Source organism: Oceanidesulfovibrio marinus (genome assembly GCF_013085545.1).
Lineage (GTDB): Bacteria > Desulfobacterota > Desulfovibrionia > Desulfovibrionales > Desulfovibrionaceae > Oceanidesulfovibrio > Oceanidesulfovibrio marinus.
Window position 1 is genome coordinate 3473331 of the sequence record NZ_CP039543.1, and the last position, 15762, is coordinate 3489092.

Genomic DNA, 15762 nt, shown 5'->3' on the forward strand with positions numbered 1-15762 from the left:
TATGGCGCCCACGGAAAGGCAAATACGGCTGCGCTGGACGCAAAAAAACCGCTGCTGACGGGAGACGGTATCCGCCTCTGGAAGGAGTTCTGACGCTCCGTGTTCCAAGCATTGCCACATCTGTTTTCGAAATGTCAACGCGTGGGGGGGTCTGCAGAGTCAATAGCCTCATTTAGTTGAAGAAATAAAAAGTCCCACAAAAGCAATTATAGACATAAAAAATAACAAAATTTCAATTTTTAAGAAATTTATCAATTTCAATGTTTTTAATTTTTTATAGTTAATCTTTACCAGCGAGTAATACAACATGCTTGACATTATTGCAAAATCAAAACCAAATGTAGGTACTAATAAAACAGCAAGAGCTGCAGGCGCTAAAGTGTGAAGTTCTTGCCTGTCTTCATCTGTTACCTCATCCGAAAAGAAAGATTTTGCTGTTAAATGAAGTCCTAAACAAAACAAATTAGGAGCAATTGCAAACTTAACAATATCACGCAAGTAAACAGTATCTGTTCTAACAAATAAAAAAAATACAGCACAAATAACAAAGAAAAAAAAGCAATAACGGGCCGTACGTGGGTTTGTGACATATTTCTCTACAAGTTCTGGCTCCTTTGACAAATCACCTGTTTGTGTCATTATATTGTTCTCGGCATAATAAACAGACGGAGAAATTAGAAATGCTGCATTTACCATAGAAGTAACAGAAGTAGTTACGAATGCTGTATCAATACGTTTATACTTCTCTTTATCTGATAACTTTTTGGAGCACATGAACATCTCATATGGACTTCCGGGTATATCAACGATAACGACCACCACCAAAACCATACTCAAGTATATTAAGCTACCGAGATCGGCTTCAGTACCATTTGGATAACTAACGCCGGAAAAAAAAGTACTGTGCGAAAACAACATATTTCTTATACAATCTATGTTTATCCAAAAGTTATTAAATGATAAATCGACTGATACTTTCGAATAAGAATTAGACACAGCTAAATAAAAAATCAACGCTGGCGATACGATATTAACAGATCTCAAGGCTAATAGAACGATACTCTGTCCTCTCCACCTGCAACTACTTTTTGACCATACCGCAACAGCTCTTTCTGATCCAATGATCACGACTACAGCTATCATAAAACACAACAGTGAATACAGGTGGACACTATAGTCCCCGTCCCACTTAATACTAAAAATACGCGTGCCTAATGAAACTTTTGATCCTATAACAGCACCCAACGCAACACTCGCAAGAAGCGTCCCCACACTCGCACGAATACCAATCCTTAGAGGGCCCTTGAACGAATCAAGCAAATTCTGTCGTATAGATTTACCATTTTTACAAATTACTATTGAAAGAAACAGCGTCACTACAGACGTAGCCAAGGCCGCTATAGGGAGGTTATTACCAAGCTTCCCTCCAGCATACCCATATGAAAAAAATGTAGCTAGACCTATTCCTGGGGCAACGACCAAGCCAGACTTCGTCAAGATAGAACTAAGGAAGGTTCCAAACGCCATTAAAGCGAACGATACACATACAATGACACCAAAATTGATACCCAGAGGCCCTGAGACCAGTGCAGCTATTGTAAATGGAGCATAAAATACAACAATTGTCAGGCTGAGGGCCATTAAACTAAAGTCAACTCCAGAATCATTATTTTCTTTCATTTTACAACCTAATACATATGTTTCTTTTCAATTTCAGCCCACTCTTGGAATACCTTAATCGATTCAGAATGCATTAGCTGTAGGAGTGGCAATCTACGTTTAACATTTTCCACAGCAATTTCATTATAAATATCTGCATCGTCAAATCCGATACCAGCAGCATCATGCCGTGTGTTTCCATAATATATTTTATCAATCCTTGCCCACCAAATGGCAGAAAGACACATTGGACAAGGTTCACAGCTTGTAAAAATAATACTTCCTGAAAGATTAAACGTTGCAAGACGTTCACAGGCCATGCGTATTGCAACTATCTCAGCATGTGCTGTTGGATCATTTTTGCTCACGACACAATTCATGCCCTCCCCAACTATCTCATCATTTTTCACGATTACAGCTCCGAAGGGCCCCCCCCCACAAGCGAGGCTTTTTTTTGATAGGTCTATAGCCCGCTGCATATAATTTATTTCATTTGCCACAATCCACTCCTTTCCGTTAGGATTATCTACATATAGCTTTTCGTCAAGTTGTCCTTTTTACTTATTCATTTGAATGCGCCATGAGGACTCTATTCATACCACAAGCTATATCCTTTGTGGCCGACTCCCCCTCCTTCAACGTGGCCGTATGAATATTTTCCACCGTGAATCTACTTTTGGCGAAACTTTGGCAGGTTCCCTGCCCGCCGGAAGCCCAGGCAATGCGAACCAACGCCCTTACTCATGGCTCGCATTGCCACCGTGAAGAAGCGCCCCAAGTGGGGCTTGCGCCACTCCGCTAATTGAAAACCAAGGACCGGCGCGGCTCGAAGTTGCTCACCAGCACTTCCTTGGCCTTTGGCCGCGTGCCGTTGCTGCAGGAGTAGCGCACCGTGACCGGCTCGATCGTCATACCGGCGTACAGTTCACGGATCAGGGGCGTATCGGCCTGGCTCAGGATGAAGCGGCCTTCGATGGCGCGCAATGTTTCGGCAAGCCTGGCGTGGTCGTCTTTGGAGAACAGGCCCTTGCCGTAGACGTTCTCCGTGCCAACGTATGGCGGGTCCACATAGAACAGCGTGGTGGGCCGGTCGTACTTGCGTATCACTTCGTCAAACGGCAGCCGTTCGATCAGCACTCTGGAGAGCCGCAAGTGCGCGGCGGACAGCTCTTCCTCCATGCGCAGCAGGTTGAGCCGCGGCGGCTGCACTGCCGACGTGCCGAATGTCGGGCTTGTGATCCGGCCGCCGAAGCACATCTTCTGCACGTAGTAGAAACGCGCCGCCCTCTGGATGTCCGTGAGCAGTTCGGCGGGCAGCCTGGTTTCGCGCTCGAACTCCGCGCGGCTGCAGAGCACGTATTTGAAGTGGCGCAGAAACTCTTCGAGATGGTTCTGCAACACGCGAAACAGGTTCACGACGTCTTCGTTGATGTCGTTCAGCACCTCGACTTTCGAGGGTCCTTTGCGGAACAGCGTCCAGGCACCGCCGCAGAAGGGTTCGCAGTAGCAGGTGTGGTCCGGGAACCGGGAAACAATCTCTTTACACAGGCGGCTTTTACCGCCCATCCAGCCAGCGAGTGGCGATTTCACAGTCAGTTGTCCTTTACGGTTGGGCCTGCCGCCTGCTACGTAGGGCTCCGCTCTTGGCCAACCCGAGAGCCCTACGGCGTAGCGGCTTCGGCCGTGGTCCGGTGCGCGAACACCGGGCCGGTGGGGCGTTGCACCGCCCCGCCTGCGCCTCCGATTACAAACTCCTGGAGATGTTATGCCGACATCCATCCCCTCTACTTTCTACATGTTTTGCCAAAGAAATCACCTGATGGTGAATAACCTCCAATACACTGGAGGTATTACTTCCAACGGAATTGCCACAGCGACAGTTAGCCCCGAAGCTACAGCTTCATACCTTTCAGGAGACATGCCATACATAGGATTTGGTCCAATCCATGGCCGCGAAAATATCATTCCATCCTACTTTCATCTTTCAGTTCTCTCAGAATATTACGTTGAATATGCCCTAGAATATGTACGGAGTGGACATTTTAAGACATATCCATCTCGCGTTACATGTTTCTTTGCTTTCGATGATATGGACTTTTGCCATAAGGCATCCGCCATATATGGATGGAACTTGAACGAAGTTAAAATATTCAATCTCGTACCATCGCCTCTGAATAAATATGCACGTTGCGACATGGAAATTGTAACAATCATGCGTGCTTTTCAGCCTTACGGTACTCCATTCGAGTTGTTCGAGACTGCTGCACATCGCTACTGGTCTGGCCAATCAGGCTTCGGAGATATCTTCCATAGATTCCAAGTCAACGAGCCGCCCCCAGAGCGAGAGCCAATCTGGGAAACCCTGATTGAAGGTCGACTTCAGCTTGTCAATGGCGACCAGCCTGCGTGTTAGATTTCGATTATCCAGCACAGGCCAGGTGCTAGCCACTCTTGGTGTAGAGACCAGTCGTCTATCCTCCCGGCACGGCGAAGATCTCGTTGAGCCGTTCGACACTCCAGCCTGCGGCCTCCAGGGCCGCGCGGGCTTCCTGCGCCTTGGCGTCGGTCACGTCCACGCCGCGTGGCGCGGTCAGGACGTGGAGCGCCAGGGGCGCGAGCTCCCGCGAAGTCATAATTGCCGCCTGCTCAGTCGGCGTAAAACGTTCTTTGAACTCGAACGCGCTGAGCAGCACAGGCTCGGGCGGCGGCGTCACCCATTGCGCGCCGTCCCACTCGTCGCGAACCGTGGCCGGTTGCAGCGTGGTCACATCATCGGACAGTGGCCCGAGCTCCATAACCTGCAGCTCCTGAAGCGTGGCGGTGTCGTATACAGTCTCGCCGCGGTGATCTTCGACCTGCTCCCATGCCGCGCCGTTCCACACTGCAGTGTCGCCTGAATCCGTTTCGGGGGGCTCGATCTTGGTCGCGTGAGCTGGAAGGATGAACACACCCGGCTCCAACGGGCTTTCGTCCGCCAGGGAGGGGCCAAGGTATGCGCCAGTATCACGGTCATAGTGGTATATCTGCATAGAGGTCTCCTAATATTTGATGCATGCCAGCCACGCGATAGTCTTCACGCGGTTTTCAGAGCCGCCCGTGTTCGTTGTGGCTGTACTCGATGCATACGAACTCCCGCCCGAGACAGCCATCGCATTGCTTCCATTGGACGCGGTGTATCCCCGAACCGTAACGACGTGTCTGTGGGTCAAGATCGCGTCGGCTTGATACGATCCAATAGCGCGGCCTGAATCAACGCCGCGGCCATCGTCCCACACGCGGATGTGCATGCCCCGTGCATCCGGCAAAGTGAATGTTGTGGATCCATTGCCTGGCCCGAACTGGCCGGCCTGTTTGGCTCCTTCGCTGGCCGCCAGGTTGCCGGAACCCTGAGCATAGGCCCATAAATCCGCATACACCGTGCGAGAGTACGCACCACCGTTGAGCTTGAGCGTGCCCGGCAATGCGTTGCGCCCCGGAACAAAGCGGACCGTTCCTACCGCGTCGGTTGCCGCCAGCGCGCCGATATCGGCTGGCGTCAAGCCATTCAGCGCAGCGGCCAGTGATGTCGAAGCGGCGGCCAATGTATCGACCGCCGCCTGAAGAGTTGCCGCCTGCAGATCCGACATGGAGTTGTCATATGGCACTTGGCCGGCCGAAACCCCGTGCGGGTTGTCCTGCTGCGCCGCGTGCGCCAGCAGCTGGTCAGCCAAGGCATCGACCGCCGCCTGGATGGTTGCCGCATCCAGGGCCGACGCGTCGTTGTCGTACGGGACCTGTCCCGCCATAACCTGGTGCGGGTTGTCCTGCCGGTCCGCGTGCACGCTCACGGCGTCAATCACGGCCTGCCCTTCGTCGAGCAGCGCCTGCATGTCCGCGGCCAGGCCATCCACCAGCGGCTGAACCGCCTCATTGATGCGCGTCAGGCCGTAGTTCGTGGTTTCGGCAACGACTTTATCCCACGTGACCTTGAGCTGCTCCAGGGCGTGCAGCCGGCGCACAAGTTGGTAGAAGCGATCATTGAACGTCTCAGCGTTCAACGGCGTCTTGCCGTCCTCGATCTTGAAGTTCTCGTAATCGAGCGTCATGGCTACCCCCTACAGCGCCACGTCCATGCGTTGCGCCACGTGGAAGCACTTTAGCGCCGTCGAGGTCGTGCCCTCGATGACGATCTGGTACTCCGAGATACCGTCCGGCGCGTTGGGCTCGAAGGTCGCGGTCCGGCGGATGGAGCCGTCGGCAACGGGCTCGTCGGTCACGGCGGTTGCGGCGTAGACCGTCTCGCCGGAACGCAGCGACGCCGTGCAGGCGTGCTTGGTCTCATCCCAGCCTTCCAGAAGCAGGATCACCTGGATCTGCGCCGAAGGCGCGGCCAGCTCCCGCATTGTGGAGATGTGCTTGAACGTGTCCCCGCAGCGGAAGGCCCGCAGCTTGGAGCCGGCCAGGCCCACGGCCGGCATGACGTCGCTCGATCCCACGAACACGGCCCGCAGGTTGAGCATGGCCGGCAGGCCGAGCAGGCCCGCTTCGTTTGTCTGATCCACGCGCTTCCAATCGCCTTGGCCATCGGCGCGATACTCCATCCAGTACTCGGTGGCCGGCGGCGTGGTGATCTGCGCCAGGGTGTGCAGCCCGGCAATACCCTCGGACAGCGAGAGGGACGAAAGCTCGACCACCGTGCGGGGGTTCGCGAATTGCGCGAACCAGGTGGACATCATCAGGTCCTTTTCCAGGTCGCCCTGGAACCAGTCGCCATCCGTGGAGTAAAACAGCGTGCCCTGGGTGTACTCGGTGCCCTCGACCAGGGAAACGGTGTGGTCACCGGCCGTGACCAGGATAATGGCGTACCGCGCGCCGGCCTGCAGATAGAGCGGGTCCGGGAACTCGAAGTCCACCGCGCCGACCGCAAGGTTGGCGGCCTCCACCGTGGTCCGGCCGAGAACGCGCTCGGGGTCCGGCAGGCCGTGGTCGGTCTCGCAAAGCAGCATGTGCACCGCGCCGTCCGCGGCCACCTTCTCGAAGTTGAGGCTGATGTGCGTGAGCCAACCGTTCTGAGCCACCAGGAACGTCTGCGCGACCTGGCTGCCGGAGATGGTGTGCTCCACGGACTCAACCCAGGTGTAGGGAACGCTGAACCAGTCCTTCCACCAGTACTGTTCACGGGTTACGCGGTGTTGATCCCACGGCCAGTGGAAGTACTGGTTGCTCACATCTTCGACGATCTTGCCGGACGTTTTTGGAGGCGGCGTGTACGGGCCTTCAAAGACCTCCTGCACCACCTCGTATTGACCGGTCTTCCAGTGGCTGCCGTTGGTGCAGATCGTTTCCGTGGGCGAGTAGATGGTGCGGACGTAGGTGCGCACGCCTTCGTGGAAGGTGCGCTCCGTGTACTGGTACTGCGAGAGCTGGAGCCCATCGGCGCGCACCGAGCCGGTGGAGAGCCGCTTGATGGGCGTATACGCGGGAAGGATCATGCCCGAGGCTCGCTGCACCACGGCTGTCTCGTACGGGTTGAACAGGGCAAGCTGCTGCTCGGTCAGGCCCGCGTAGGGGAACCGTACCCCCTCCAGGACGCGGGCATAGTAGCCCGTACCGTCCGGGGCCGAAGCGTCGGAGTTCAGGAAGTTGTCGGCGTCGTAGGCCGTGGTGTTGTCAGGGAGCTGCACCTTGTCCCGCAACAGCGCCACGTCGGCAGCGAGCTGGGTGATCAGGCCGGTGCTGGCGATGTTGTCCAGCCGGCTGGCCAGGGCCGCCAGGTCGCTGAACAGGGTCATGAGCCGCGGCGTCATGGACGTGATCCAGCGCGCGTTGGCCAGGCTGCCCTGCCAGACTTCGAAGAGCTGCATCAGGCGGCCATTCTCGTTGGCCACGATCTCCTGGATACCGTCGGTGGACAGGCGCACATACGCCACCAGGGTGTTGCCCGTGGGGATCTCAGGCTTCTGGGGACCGGGGCTTTCCAGGCCGGCCGTGATGTGCGTGGCCACGGTGCGGGCCCGTTCCATGGCCACCATGGACGGCTCGGTCTGGGCGCTTTCAATGTTGATCAGGAAGTCGCGCGGCTGCAGGTCCAGCTCCTCTTCCTGCCCGCGCAGACTGACCGCGACCCACTTTTCATCCTGCACCGGCAGATTGCTGAACAGGCTCTGCGTCTGAGCGCCGCCGGCATAGACCTTGCCCGTCTGGCCGTCCCAGAGCCGGCCCGCGGCGATGTCCAGCTCGGTGGCGCTGTGCATGGTCGCGTTGAAGCCGACGTACATCCGCTCGTTGGTGATGGCGTCCATGACCATGTGCGCCAGCGAGTCGCTGGTGAACGCCTGGACGTTGTTGAGATCGACCGTGAGCAGCTCTTGGCGGTCCCGGTAAATAACTTGACGTTCCATCAGATAATGACCTCCAGGGTGTATTCGCCGCAGACAGCCGTCCCGGCGAGTATGCTTGACGATGCGCGTATGACGCGGTGATTGCGTGTATGCACAAGGACTTTGTCGGAGAATCGGGAGGCCATGCGGCCCACCCGGCACATGAGGGCAATCCACTCCCCGGCCGTGGACGAAGCGGCGTAGCGGCCGGCGGCCTGGCCAACGAACGCCTTGAGGCGATTCGCGCGCCTGGTCATGTCCACGGCCAGCTCACCTGTATGAGGCGGCAGCGCGCCCAGACGCATGGCGCCGGCATAGGCGCTGCGCTCGCGTGACGGCCACACGGCCCGGTCCGGATCAAAGAGCTTGAGCGTGCGGCCCAACCGCAACCCGGCCGTCGATCCAACAATCTGCCCGACGCCGACATAGCTGCCGCCGCGATCCGGCCAGACATCCGTGTACTTGTTACCGGCAAAGAGCCCGCGCGCCGTTCCCGGCAGCTTGAGCACGTCGTAGCCGGCGCGGATCGGGCTCAGGGACGGCGTGATGGCCAGGGCCTGGCGGCGCTCCACGGGGTTGGCGTACGGCCTGGCCAGCTTCAGCGTGTAGACGCGGGACGCGGCCGTGGATGCGACGGCGCAGCCGGCGAGCGGCCGGCCGGCATAGAGGCCGTGCGCCGTGCCGGGCAGCCGCACCTGGACTGTCTCGGACACGGTCCGCTGCTCCGTGGCGCGCGTGATCTCCAGGGTGTGCAGGGGCGTTTCCGTATCCTGCTGCGGATCGTACAGCGAGACCTGGTCGCCAATGCGCAGAATGGCGTCCGCTTGCGCGGGAAACGCGACAGGCCCGGCGCTGTCGTGGGTGAATCGGCCGGTGAACAGACGCCGGCCACCAGCGCCGGTATGGACATACGGCCGGATGCGGATCTCTGGGTGCGGCGCTTCCCAGGCCACCCGCTCCGCCTCGGTCAACCCCGCGCCGGCAAAGCTCTTGTGCGGCGGGCTTGCGCCCAACAGCTCGCGATGCAGGCGGGAACGGAAGAAGCGGCGGTATCCGGCCACCGTGCCCTTGAGCTGGTGATCGCGGAAGAACTGGCGGATGTAGTCCAGCCGTTCGGCGCGGGACGTGGCCAGATCATAGCCGTCCACGTGAAAGCCCCAGGCAACGGCGTCCAGGACCGCGTCCGTGTGGCGGTCCAGATCCGGATAGATGATGGTCTGGTCGATGGCTCCGGTGACGGCCGCGATCTCGGCTTCAACGGCCGCGGCAATGTCCTGGATGGTCTCATCGCCGGCAATAGACGAAGGCAGCAGCTCCTGCAGCGTGATGTCCTGGAGGGTGCTCATCCCTTAATCCCTCCAAAGACGCACCGCACAGAGCCCACCGTGGCCAGCTCATGGGCAGCCAGGCCGATGGCCACGGGCAGGGCCACGTCCACCTGGGACGCGCCGGCCTCCACCAGCATGGCCGTCAAGCGCGACGGATTGAGGTCCCGGCCCAACCGGGACGCCTGCCAGGCAACATAATTCTTGGCCGCCGTGGCCACCCGGTTCTGAATCACGGCCACCTGCGCCGCGTCGCCAGGATCGATCCACCAGGTGCAATCCACATCGTAGGCCACGGGCTCCGGCGGCAGCACCCGGACCACGTCGGTCAGGGGCCGCACTTCCTCGTGCGTCAGGGCGGCGCGCACCGCCGTAAGGATCTCGGTTGACGGCGGCGCGCCGTTGCAGAGCGGGTAGACATCCACGCGGCCGGGCTCCGGAGAGACCACAGCCACGTCGGATACATCCTGGTGCGCAGTGAGAGCGTGATACCGGTACGCGCCGGCCGGGCCGCACACGGCCAACCGCTCCGGAGCGAGCTGCACCCGCTGGCGGTATCGTTCGTCGCCTTCCACGTCCGTGCCGCCCAGGGAGACCGCCACATTGGCCACCTTGGAGATATAGGCCACCGGGTCCACCAACTGGTTGATCTGGCCGGCGACCAGACCGTTGCCGATGGTCCCGGCAACGGAGCACGTGGCCAGGGCATCGATGCTGGTCTCGCCCGCATTGATCACGGCGGTTTCGTCCAGCGCCCACATCAGTTGCCCGTCCGCCGTGGCGCGGGTGCCGGCCGGAATGGGCACGGCCCAATCCAGGGGCGCAGCCAAGGTGAAGCGCAGTGTGGTCCTGGCGCACTGATCACCCAGCCGCGTTGTCCGCAGGAGCGCGCCCAGCTCGTCGAGGTAGGGGCCGATGGAGAAACGAACCAGATTTTGCTTGGCGGACCAATCGATCAAAAAGCGTTGCTGCACGATGATGTAGGCCAGGGACTCCAGGAACAGCCGGACCGGATCGCCCGGGTAGAGCTTCTGCTCTGCGATGGCTTCATAGGCCGTGATGATCTCGGCTTCGACCGCGCTGGCGTCGGTCTCGCAAAACTGGATTTTGTCCAATGCCGTGGAGGGCGTGGGACTACTCATAGTCCCCCCTGATGGCGATCCGCACCACCGGATACAGGCGGCCGTCCATGGCCTCAGCCTGGCGCGGCTGGAAGTCCACACTGACCACGGTGCAGCGGGGCTCACGCATTTCGATCTCGTCAATGGCGGCCCCGGTGTACTCGGCCATGGCCTCGGGCAGCGGCCTGTCCAGGAAGGTGATGGGCACGCCGAACGTGCGGTCCAGGGGGACCGTGCCGCGGATCGTGGTCAGGATCGTGCGCACGTTCTGCAGGATCTCCTCCACCCCGGACGCGCCGACAACAACGGCCGCTGGCTGCCCTGTGTCCACAATGAAATCCATCTAGTTGTACTCCTTGAACTTGAGCTCCAGCTCGACCCAGAGGACTCTGCCAGGGGCCATGCTCTTGGCCTTCTCCGCGCTTTCCGTCAGCACGAAGCGGCCGAGCCGCCGGCCGGCAATGGCGAGGGCGTGGTGATCTCCGGCGTCAATCAAGGCGTCCACTTCGCCCAGGCGGGCCTGCACGTCGGTAAAGGTGTGGTCGAGCTGGACCTTGAAGCCGATCTCCGCAAGCGAAGTCCCGAGGTGTTGCAGCCTGGCCAGGCCGTCGACCACGGCGTGCTCGGCAAACTGCGCCGTCCGCCGCCGGCGAAAATCCTGCGGCGTGAAGACTTCGGAATCGCTGACCCGGAACACGAGCGGACCAAAGCTGCCGACCTGCATCACGCGCCCCCGCCAAGTGTTCCGTCGATGGGGTTGTCCACGATCAGGTCGGTGACGTGCAGCTTCCCTTTCAGCAGGTAGTCGCCGCGCTGCTCCACGTCGCCTATGTGCAGCTCGTCGGCGCGCCGTTCCACCGTGACCAGGTCGCCATCGGCTCCGGTAGTGGTCACGTTGCCGACCAGGCGGATCAGCGGAGCCACAACCTGGATGGTTGTAGCTGACTCGGCTGTCAGCTCGCCCCCGGCCGTGACTATCGCGTTGCCCTCGACGTCCACGAAGAGGTCCTCGCCGATCCTGGCCACAGCCGTGCCGCCCACATCCGCCGTCAGATCGCGATCGATGGTCAATTCAGCGCTGCCGTCCACGATGTGGCCGGTCAGTTCATGCCGCTTGCGGTCGTACTCGAGCCAGGTCCCATCCCTGAAGCGGATGTGGCGCTTGTCCGGATCCGCCACGGGCACCGTGTCCGCTTCCGAGTAGATGGCGCCGATGACGCAGCCCTGCTCCTGGCCGTTGGGCAGGAACAGGCACAGCACGTGCTCGCCCACGTCGGGCATCTGGTACTGTTTGTCCTGGCAGGTTTTGTCGAAGCGGACGGGCAGCTCGCGAGTCACCAGAGGCGTGCCGCCTGCATGCACGTCGGGCAGCTGCACGCGGACCGTGCCTTTTTCCGGCAGTATGGAGGTCACGACGCCGACGCGGATCATGCGCATGACCACGGCCTCCAGGGCTTCAAGGCGGCGTACTATGTCGTTTACCATGTGAGGGTCTTCCGTATTTTTGCGGACGTGGTGTAGCCCGCGCTTCTGTCGAATCCGTGGCGCACCTGCTCCACTGCGTAAATTCCATCGAACCGCCGGAACCCGGACAGGCTGAGATTCATGCCGGCAAGGAGCCTGGGCTCTCCCATCAACGCGACGTCTCCCTCGACCTCCTGCTGGTTCTTCTTGCGGAGCGCGGCCTTGGCCTTTTTCTCGGCCATGGCCACGTCTTCGGCGATCTGGTTCACCCGCAGAACACGGCTCCCCGCTGGGGAGTCCGGCGGGGTGAACGTGTACGTCTTGAGCTGCTTGTCTTTGGGATCGTGGTAGGAGACCTCGCAGGCCTTGTAGACGTCCGTGGCCTTGGTCCGCAGGTTCAACGTCCTGAGATTGCTCTGCCCCCGCGAAATGGAGAAGGAAGCGGGCTTGGCGTCGTACCTTTCGCCGGCAAAAACGATGATCGTTGCGTCGTTGATCTTGAGGTTCAGCCCGAATTCATCCGCAACGCGCTTCATGAAGGCGATGTCGGTCTCTGCCCGCTGGTCGAGCCGGGAGAACTGCACGTCGTCCGCCTGCCAGGAAAGCTCGAATCCAGCCTGCTCCGAGATGTCCAGAAACACCTGGCGGAGGCTGCCGTTCTCCCACGCCCTGGTCTTGACCTCTTTGCGGATGGTGTTCTGGGTCATGGAGCTGACCGCTTTCAAAGAAATGGTGTCGCCGCTCCCCACCGAGATTTCCACCTCGTCGACCTGGAAGGAGCCACAGGGTATCGACACCGGGCTCGATCCCGGACCGTCCCAGCCCTCCAGGCAGATGATGGAAGCGGAGACCGTATCGCCCTTGCGGGGCAGCCAGTCGCCTTTCCAGAGGTGGTCCCGATCATCCATGTCGATGCGCAGGTCATCGGCCTGGCCGTGGGCGTTGTCCGTGTAGGCAAAGCTCTTCACGAATGGCGCAATGTCCCCCGAGATGTCCCTGCCGAGATAACGGAGCTGGATCGTGGCGGCTCTAGATTGCATCGCGCCTCCAGGGTGGGGTTACGGTTTCGACGTTGGCGGAGTTGACGTCCGGGATCTGCAGGACAACCCCGGCGGAAAAAACCAGGGTGCCCCGGTGCGCGGGGTTGGCGTCGAGCAGGAGGTGCAGCAGATGCTCGCTGCCCAGAACGGCCCGCGCGATGGAGTCCCAGGCCTCACCCTGGGAAGTCGTGTAGGTGCTAGGCATACGCCGTTCGCTCCCGCTCTCTGAACATTTCAGCGACCACCCGCTTTATCCGCTCCTCCAGCCCTTCGTTGGCCTGAGATACGGCGGCCCGGACCGTTCCGCTGTCCGTTCCCCCGGATACATTCACCGTCTGGTTGATGGTGATGGTCTGGCTGGTGGCCTGCCTCGACTGGACAAGGCTGTTGACGCCGGCCGGAAGCGCGCGGGACGGTGTGTTTGGCTTGGCGGCCGCTACCGGAGCGGCCTGCGCCGCGTCTCCAGGGTTGGACTGCTTCGCGTCGTCACCGCCGCCGAAGATGCTGCCCACAGCGCCGCCGACGGACTTCAAGAGACCGCCCACAACGGAGGCGCCTTTGGAGATCATCCCGATAAGCGGCAGCCCCTTGATCTTGTCCCAGGCCCAGGTAAACGCCTTGACGACGGCGTTCCAGACGCCCACGAAGAACGTCTTGACCTTGCTCCAGTTGGCGATCAGCAGGGTTGCGCCTATTGCGATGCCACCCACGATCAGGCCGATAGGGTTGGCCATGACAGCCAGGCCCATGACCCGGAACGCCGTGCCGATGGCGGTGCACGCCCCGGTGACGATGGCCTGTCCGATGGCCCACGCCTTTTGCGCGGCCCCCAGCACTGCGACCTTTGCGGCCGACCAGGCGGACGAAAGACCGACGGCCCGCAGCCCCGAAGCCAAAGCCGGCAACATGCCGGACACCATCGGCCCGACAGCCCTTCCCATGGTGACCACGTTCATGGTGAAACGCCCGACGCCGAAGGCCACGCGCCCGCCCATGACCACACCCAGGGCGATGGCCGCGTTTTCCCAGCCGCCAAGCAACCCGACCACGCCTTCGACCACGCCCCATGTGGTGGAAAAGACCGAGTACAGACCGCGCCCGAAAGACATGATCCCCGGAACAGCCGCTTTGACGGACTCGCCGATGCCGACCAGATCGGCCCGGTGGGACCTGACCCAATCGGACAGCCTGGGGGCGATATCCTGCAGCAGGGGAGCAAGCGCGCCGCCGATCAAGCCGAAGACCTCGGAGGTCACAGAACCGATGACCGTGGTCAGCTGGCCGAAGGCGGTGTTGTAGGCCAGAGCGCCTTCCCGGCCCTCGTCGGACAGAACGTTCAGCTGGCGCTGCTGCGCAAGGATCTCGTCAACGCCTTCCTTTCTGGATCGCAGGTAGCCGAAAAACTTGTTGGCCTCGCCGCCCATGAGTATGTCCGCCGCGGAAGACGCTTGCTGCCCGTCGGGCATTTCCTTGATGGCCTTGGCGATGCGCCGGAACTGCTCTTCCGGCTTCAGATCCTGCAGCTCTTCAAAAGAAAGGCCGATGATCTGCAACGACTCCTTGACCGGGGTTGTCTCTTCCAGCCCGGCGGACTCCCCGAGCTTGTTGTTCATCTCCTCGATCAGGTCCCCGACGTTATCGATCTCGAACCCGGCCTCCTTGGCCACACCGCCCCAGGCCTGGAAGGTTCCGGCGGACACCCCGAGCGCCCTGGCCAGGGCGACCTGCTCCCCCGTGGCCTTGTTGGCCACGGTCATGGCCGCCCCGACAGCGCCCACTCCGGCCGCAACGCCTGCAGCAACGCCAGCGCCCATCTTGGCGGCGGAGCCGATCTGCCCACGGATCTTCCCGGCGGCCTCCATCCCCTTGTTCAGCCGGTCCATTCTGGACTGCGCCTTGTCGATCTGGGATGTCAGCTTGCGATAGTCCTTGGAGAGCGCGCCCAGCCCCTGCCCGGTCTCGTCGATCCTGACCTTGTGCCTGATAAACTGCTTGGACGCCGAATCTACAGAGGACCTCAGGCTCTTCACCTTGCCTTCGGCGTTCTCAATGCGACGCGCCATCATCCCCGAGGCCCCGCCGGCGGCTTCTGCCTGGCCTTTCAGGTCGGCCAGGTCCTTTTCAGCAGCGGCAAGCTCGCGCCTGGAGGAACGGACCTTGTCCCGGAGCTCATAGAAGCCCTTCATGAGCTTGTGCGTAGGCTCGGATTTCAGCCCCCGGATAGACGAGCCAAGCTCCTTGATCCGGGACTCGGCACCCCCGAAGGTCGACTTGAACGTCGACCCCAGGGAGGCTCCGATCTCCATGCTTATGCCGAGTTTGCGCTCTGCCATTGTTGCTCCATCACACCGTCAGATCCTGGGACCCAGTTGCTTCTCAACCTCTGCGGCCTCCGCCAGCCAATCCAGCATTTCCGTTTGCTCAAGTCGTTCGATCTCGGACAGCGGCCAGCCCGATAAGCGACTCAGCAAAAGCACTGCCCGCCTCAGATTTCCGATTCCGCCTCCAGCTTGGGAACCTGGGGGCGGCTCACTTTCAAAAAACGGTAGGCCTCCATCAGCAGCTCGTAATCGCCATCGGGCATGTCCATGATTTCCTCGGAAGGCACGTCGCAAAGCAGCCCGAACAGGGTGACCTCGATTTCTCCGGAGGTTGCGTCCGGGCCGGCCGCCCGCTGTGCTTCGAGACGGTCCCGCACCAGGCAGCGGCGCATGGTCAGCTCAGTCACTTCGTTGTCGCCCACGGTGATGGGCTCCGACAGCGTGATGGTCTTGGTGATTTGTTTCTTCGCCAT

General features: G+C 60.0%; 16 protein-coding genes. 1 reads left to right on the forward strand and 15 read right to left on the reverse strand.

The window, feature by feature from the left end:
* Positions 1-168 precede the first annotated feature (168 nt).
* From E8L03_RS15395 to E8L03_RS15405, 3 genes are all read right to left on the reverse strand, one after another.
* A complete protein-coding gene (locus E8L03_RS15395) occupies positions 169-1680 on the reverse strand; it encodes a hypothetical protein (RefSeq protein WP_171267813.1) in 1512 nt (503 codons plus the stop codon).
* A gap of 8 nt (positions 1681-1688) precedes the next feature.
* The gene (locus E8L03_RS15400) at positions 1689-2159 is read right to left on the reverse strand and encodes a nucleoside deaminase (protein WP_244963540.1); all 471 of its coding nucleotides are present in this window, start codon (positions 2157-2159) and stop codon (positions 1689-1691) included.
* Positions 2160-2457: 298 nt separating this feature from the next.
* A complete protein-coding gene (locus E8L03_RS15405; protein ID WP_216367909.1) occupies positions 2458-3249 on the reverse strand; it encodes a DNA adenine methylase in 792 nt (263 codons plus the stop codon).
* Between the two features lie 175 nt (positions 3250-3424).
* Here E8L03_RS15405 and E8L03_RS15410 point away from each other — a divergent pair, with 175 nt between their 5' ends.
* A complete protein-coding gene (locus E8L03_RS15410) occupies positions 3425-4072 on the forward strand; it encodes a hypothetical protein (protein ID WP_171267814.1) in 648 nt (215 codons plus the stop codon).
* Positions 4073-4130: 58 nt separating this feature from the next.
* Here the strand turns inward: E8L03_RS15410 and E8L03_RS15415 are convergent, their stop codons facing one another.
* The 12 genes from E8L03_RS15415 to E8L03_RS15470 all read right to left on the reverse strand — a co-directional run bounded on the left by E8L03_RS15415 (position 4131) and on the right by E8L03_RS15470 (position 15762).
* Positions 4131-4688 carry a hypothetical protein gene (locus E8L03_RS15415; protein WP_171267815.1) on the reverse strand — a complete coding sequence of 186 codons (558 nt, stop codon included), beginning with the start codon at positions 4686-4688 and terminating at the stop codon, positions 4131-4133.
* Positions 4689-4697: 9 nt separating this feature from the next.
* Complete coding sequence (locus E8L03_RS15420) at positions 4698-5744, reverse strand: phage tail protein (RefSeq protein WP_171267816.1); 1047 nt, start codon at positions 5742-5744, stop codon at positions 4698-4700.
* A 9-nt stretch (positions 5745-5753) separates the two neighbouring features.
* On the reverse strand, positions 5754-8039 hold the full coding sequence (locus E8L03_RS15425; protein ID WP_171267817.1) for a hypothetical protein: 2286 nt from the start codon (positions 8037-8039) through the stop codon (positions 5754-5756).
* On the reverse strand, positions 8039-9364 hold the full coding sequence (locus E8L03_RS15430) for a phage tail protein (RefSeq protein WP_171267818.1): 1326 nt from the start codon (positions 9362-9364) through the stop codon (positions 8039-8041). Before E8L03_RS15430 ends, E8L03_RS15425 begins: the two co-directional genes overlap by 1 nt.
* Positions 9361-10485: a baseplate assembly protein gene (locus tag E8L03_RS15435; protein WP_171267819.1), complete on the reverse strand. Its 1125-nt coding sequence runs from the start codon at positions 10483-10485 to the stop codon at positions 9361-9363. Before E8L03_RS15435 ends, E8L03_RS15430 begins: the two co-directional genes overlap by 4 nt.
* Complete coding sequence (locus tag E8L03_RS15440; protein WP_171267820.1) at positions 10478-10807, reverse strand: GPW/gp25 family protein; 330 nt, start codon at positions 10805-10807, stop codon at positions 10478-10480. Before E8L03_RS15440 ends, E8L03_RS15435 begins: the two co-directional genes overlap by 8 nt.
* Positions 10808-11188: a phage tail protein gene (locus tag E8L03_RS15445; RefSeq protein WP_244963734.1), complete on the reverse strand. Its 381-nt coding sequence runs from the start codon at positions 11186-11188 to the stop codon at positions 10808-10810. It abuts the gene before it with no gap.
* Positions 11188-11949, reverse strand: coding sequence for a phage baseplate assembly protein V (locus E8L03_RS15450; RefSeq protein ID WP_171267822.1), 762 nt, complete (start codon positions 11947-11949; stop codon positions 11188-11190). The genes E8L03_RS15445 and E8L03_RS15450 overlap by 1 nt, the downstream gene beginning before the upstream one ends.
* A complete protein-coding gene (locus E8L03_RS15455) occupies positions 11943-12968 on the reverse strand; it encodes a phage late control D family protein (protein WP_171267823.1) in 1026 nt (341 codons plus the stop codon). The genes E8L03_RS15450 and E8L03_RS15455 overlap by 7 nt, the downstream gene beginning before the upstream one ends.
* Positions 12958-13173 carry a tail protein X gene (locus E8L03_RS15460; protein WP_171267824.1) on the reverse strand — a complete coding sequence of 72 codons (216 nt, stop codon included), beginning with the start codon at positions 13171-13173 and terminating at the stop codon, positions 12958-12960. Before E8L03_RS15460 ends, E8L03_RS15455 begins: the two co-directional genes overlap by 11 nt.
* Positions 13166-15301 (reverse strand): phage tail tape measure protein, encoded by a 2136-nt coding sequence (locus tag E8L03_RS15465; protein WP_171267825.1) that lies wholly within the window; start codon positions 15299-15301, stop codon positions 13166-13168. Before E8L03_RS15465 ends, E8L03_RS15460 begins: the two co-directional genes overlap by 8 nt.
* A gap of 152 nt (positions 15302-15453) precedes the next feature.
* Entirely contained in the window at positions 15454-15762 is a 309-nt protein-coding gene (locus E8L03_RS15470; RefSeq protein WP_171267826.1) for a phage tail assembly protein, read from the reverse strand.

Bases quoted from the DNA above. Each gene is read 5' to 3' on its own strand.
- E8L03_RS15395 (WP_171267813.1), bottom strand. From the start codon at position 1,680: ATGAAAGAAAATAATGATTCTGGAGTTGACTTTAGTTTAATGGCCCTC.
- E8L03_RS15410 (WP_171267814.1), top strand. From the start codon at position 3,425: ATGCCGACATCCATCCCCTCTACTTTCTACATGTTTTGCCAAAGAAAT.
- E8L03_RS15415 (WP_171267815.1), bottom strand. From the start codon at position 4,688: ATGCAGATATACCACTATGACCGTGATACTGGCGCATACCTTGGCCCC.
- E8L03_RS15420 (WP_171267816.1), bottom strand. From the start codon at position 5,744: ATGACGCTCGATTACGAGAACTTCAAGATCGAGGACGGCAAGACGCCG.
- E8L03_RS15425 (WP_171267817.1), bottom strand. From the start codon at position 8,039: ATGGAACGTCAAGTTATTTACCGGGACCGCCAAGAGCTGCTCACGGTC.
- E8L03_RS15430 (WP_171267818.1), bottom strand. From the start codon at position 9,364: ATGAGCACCCTCCAGGACATCACGCTGCAGGAGCTGCTGCCTTCGTCT.
- E8L03_RS15435 (WP_171267819.1), bottom strand. From the start codon at position 10,485: ATGAGTAGTCCCACGCCCTCCACGGCATTGGACAAAATCCAGTTTTGC.
- E8L03_RS15440 (WP_171267820.1), bottom strand. From the start codon at position 10,807: ATGGATTTCATTGTGGACACAGGGCAGCCAGCGGCCGTTGTTGTCGGC.
- E8L03_RS15445 (WP_244963734.1), bottom strand. From the start codon at position 11,188: ATGCAGGTCGGCAGCTTTGGTCCGCTCGTGTTCCGGGTCAGCGATTCC.
- E8L03_RS15450 (WP_171267822.1), bottom strand. From the start codon at position 11,949: ATGGTAAACGACATAGTACGCCGCCTTGAAGCCCTGGAGGCCGTGGTC.
- E8L03_RS15455 (WP_171267823.1), bottom strand. From the start codon at position 12,968: ATGCAATCTAGAGCCGCCACGATCCAGCTCCGTTATCTCGGCAGGGAC.
- E8L03_RS15460 (WP_171267824.1), bottom strand. From the start codon at position 13,173: ATGCCTAGCACCTACACGACTTCCCAGGGTGAGGCCTGGGACTCCATC.
- E8L03_RS15465 (WP_171267825.1), bottom strand. From the start codon at position 15,301: ATGGCAGAGCGCAAACTCGGCATAAGCATGGAGATCGGAGCCTCCCTG.
- E8L03_RS15470 (WP_171267826.1), bottom strand. From the start codon at position 15,762: ATGGCGAAGAAACAAATCACCAAGACCATCACGCTGTCGGAGCCCATC.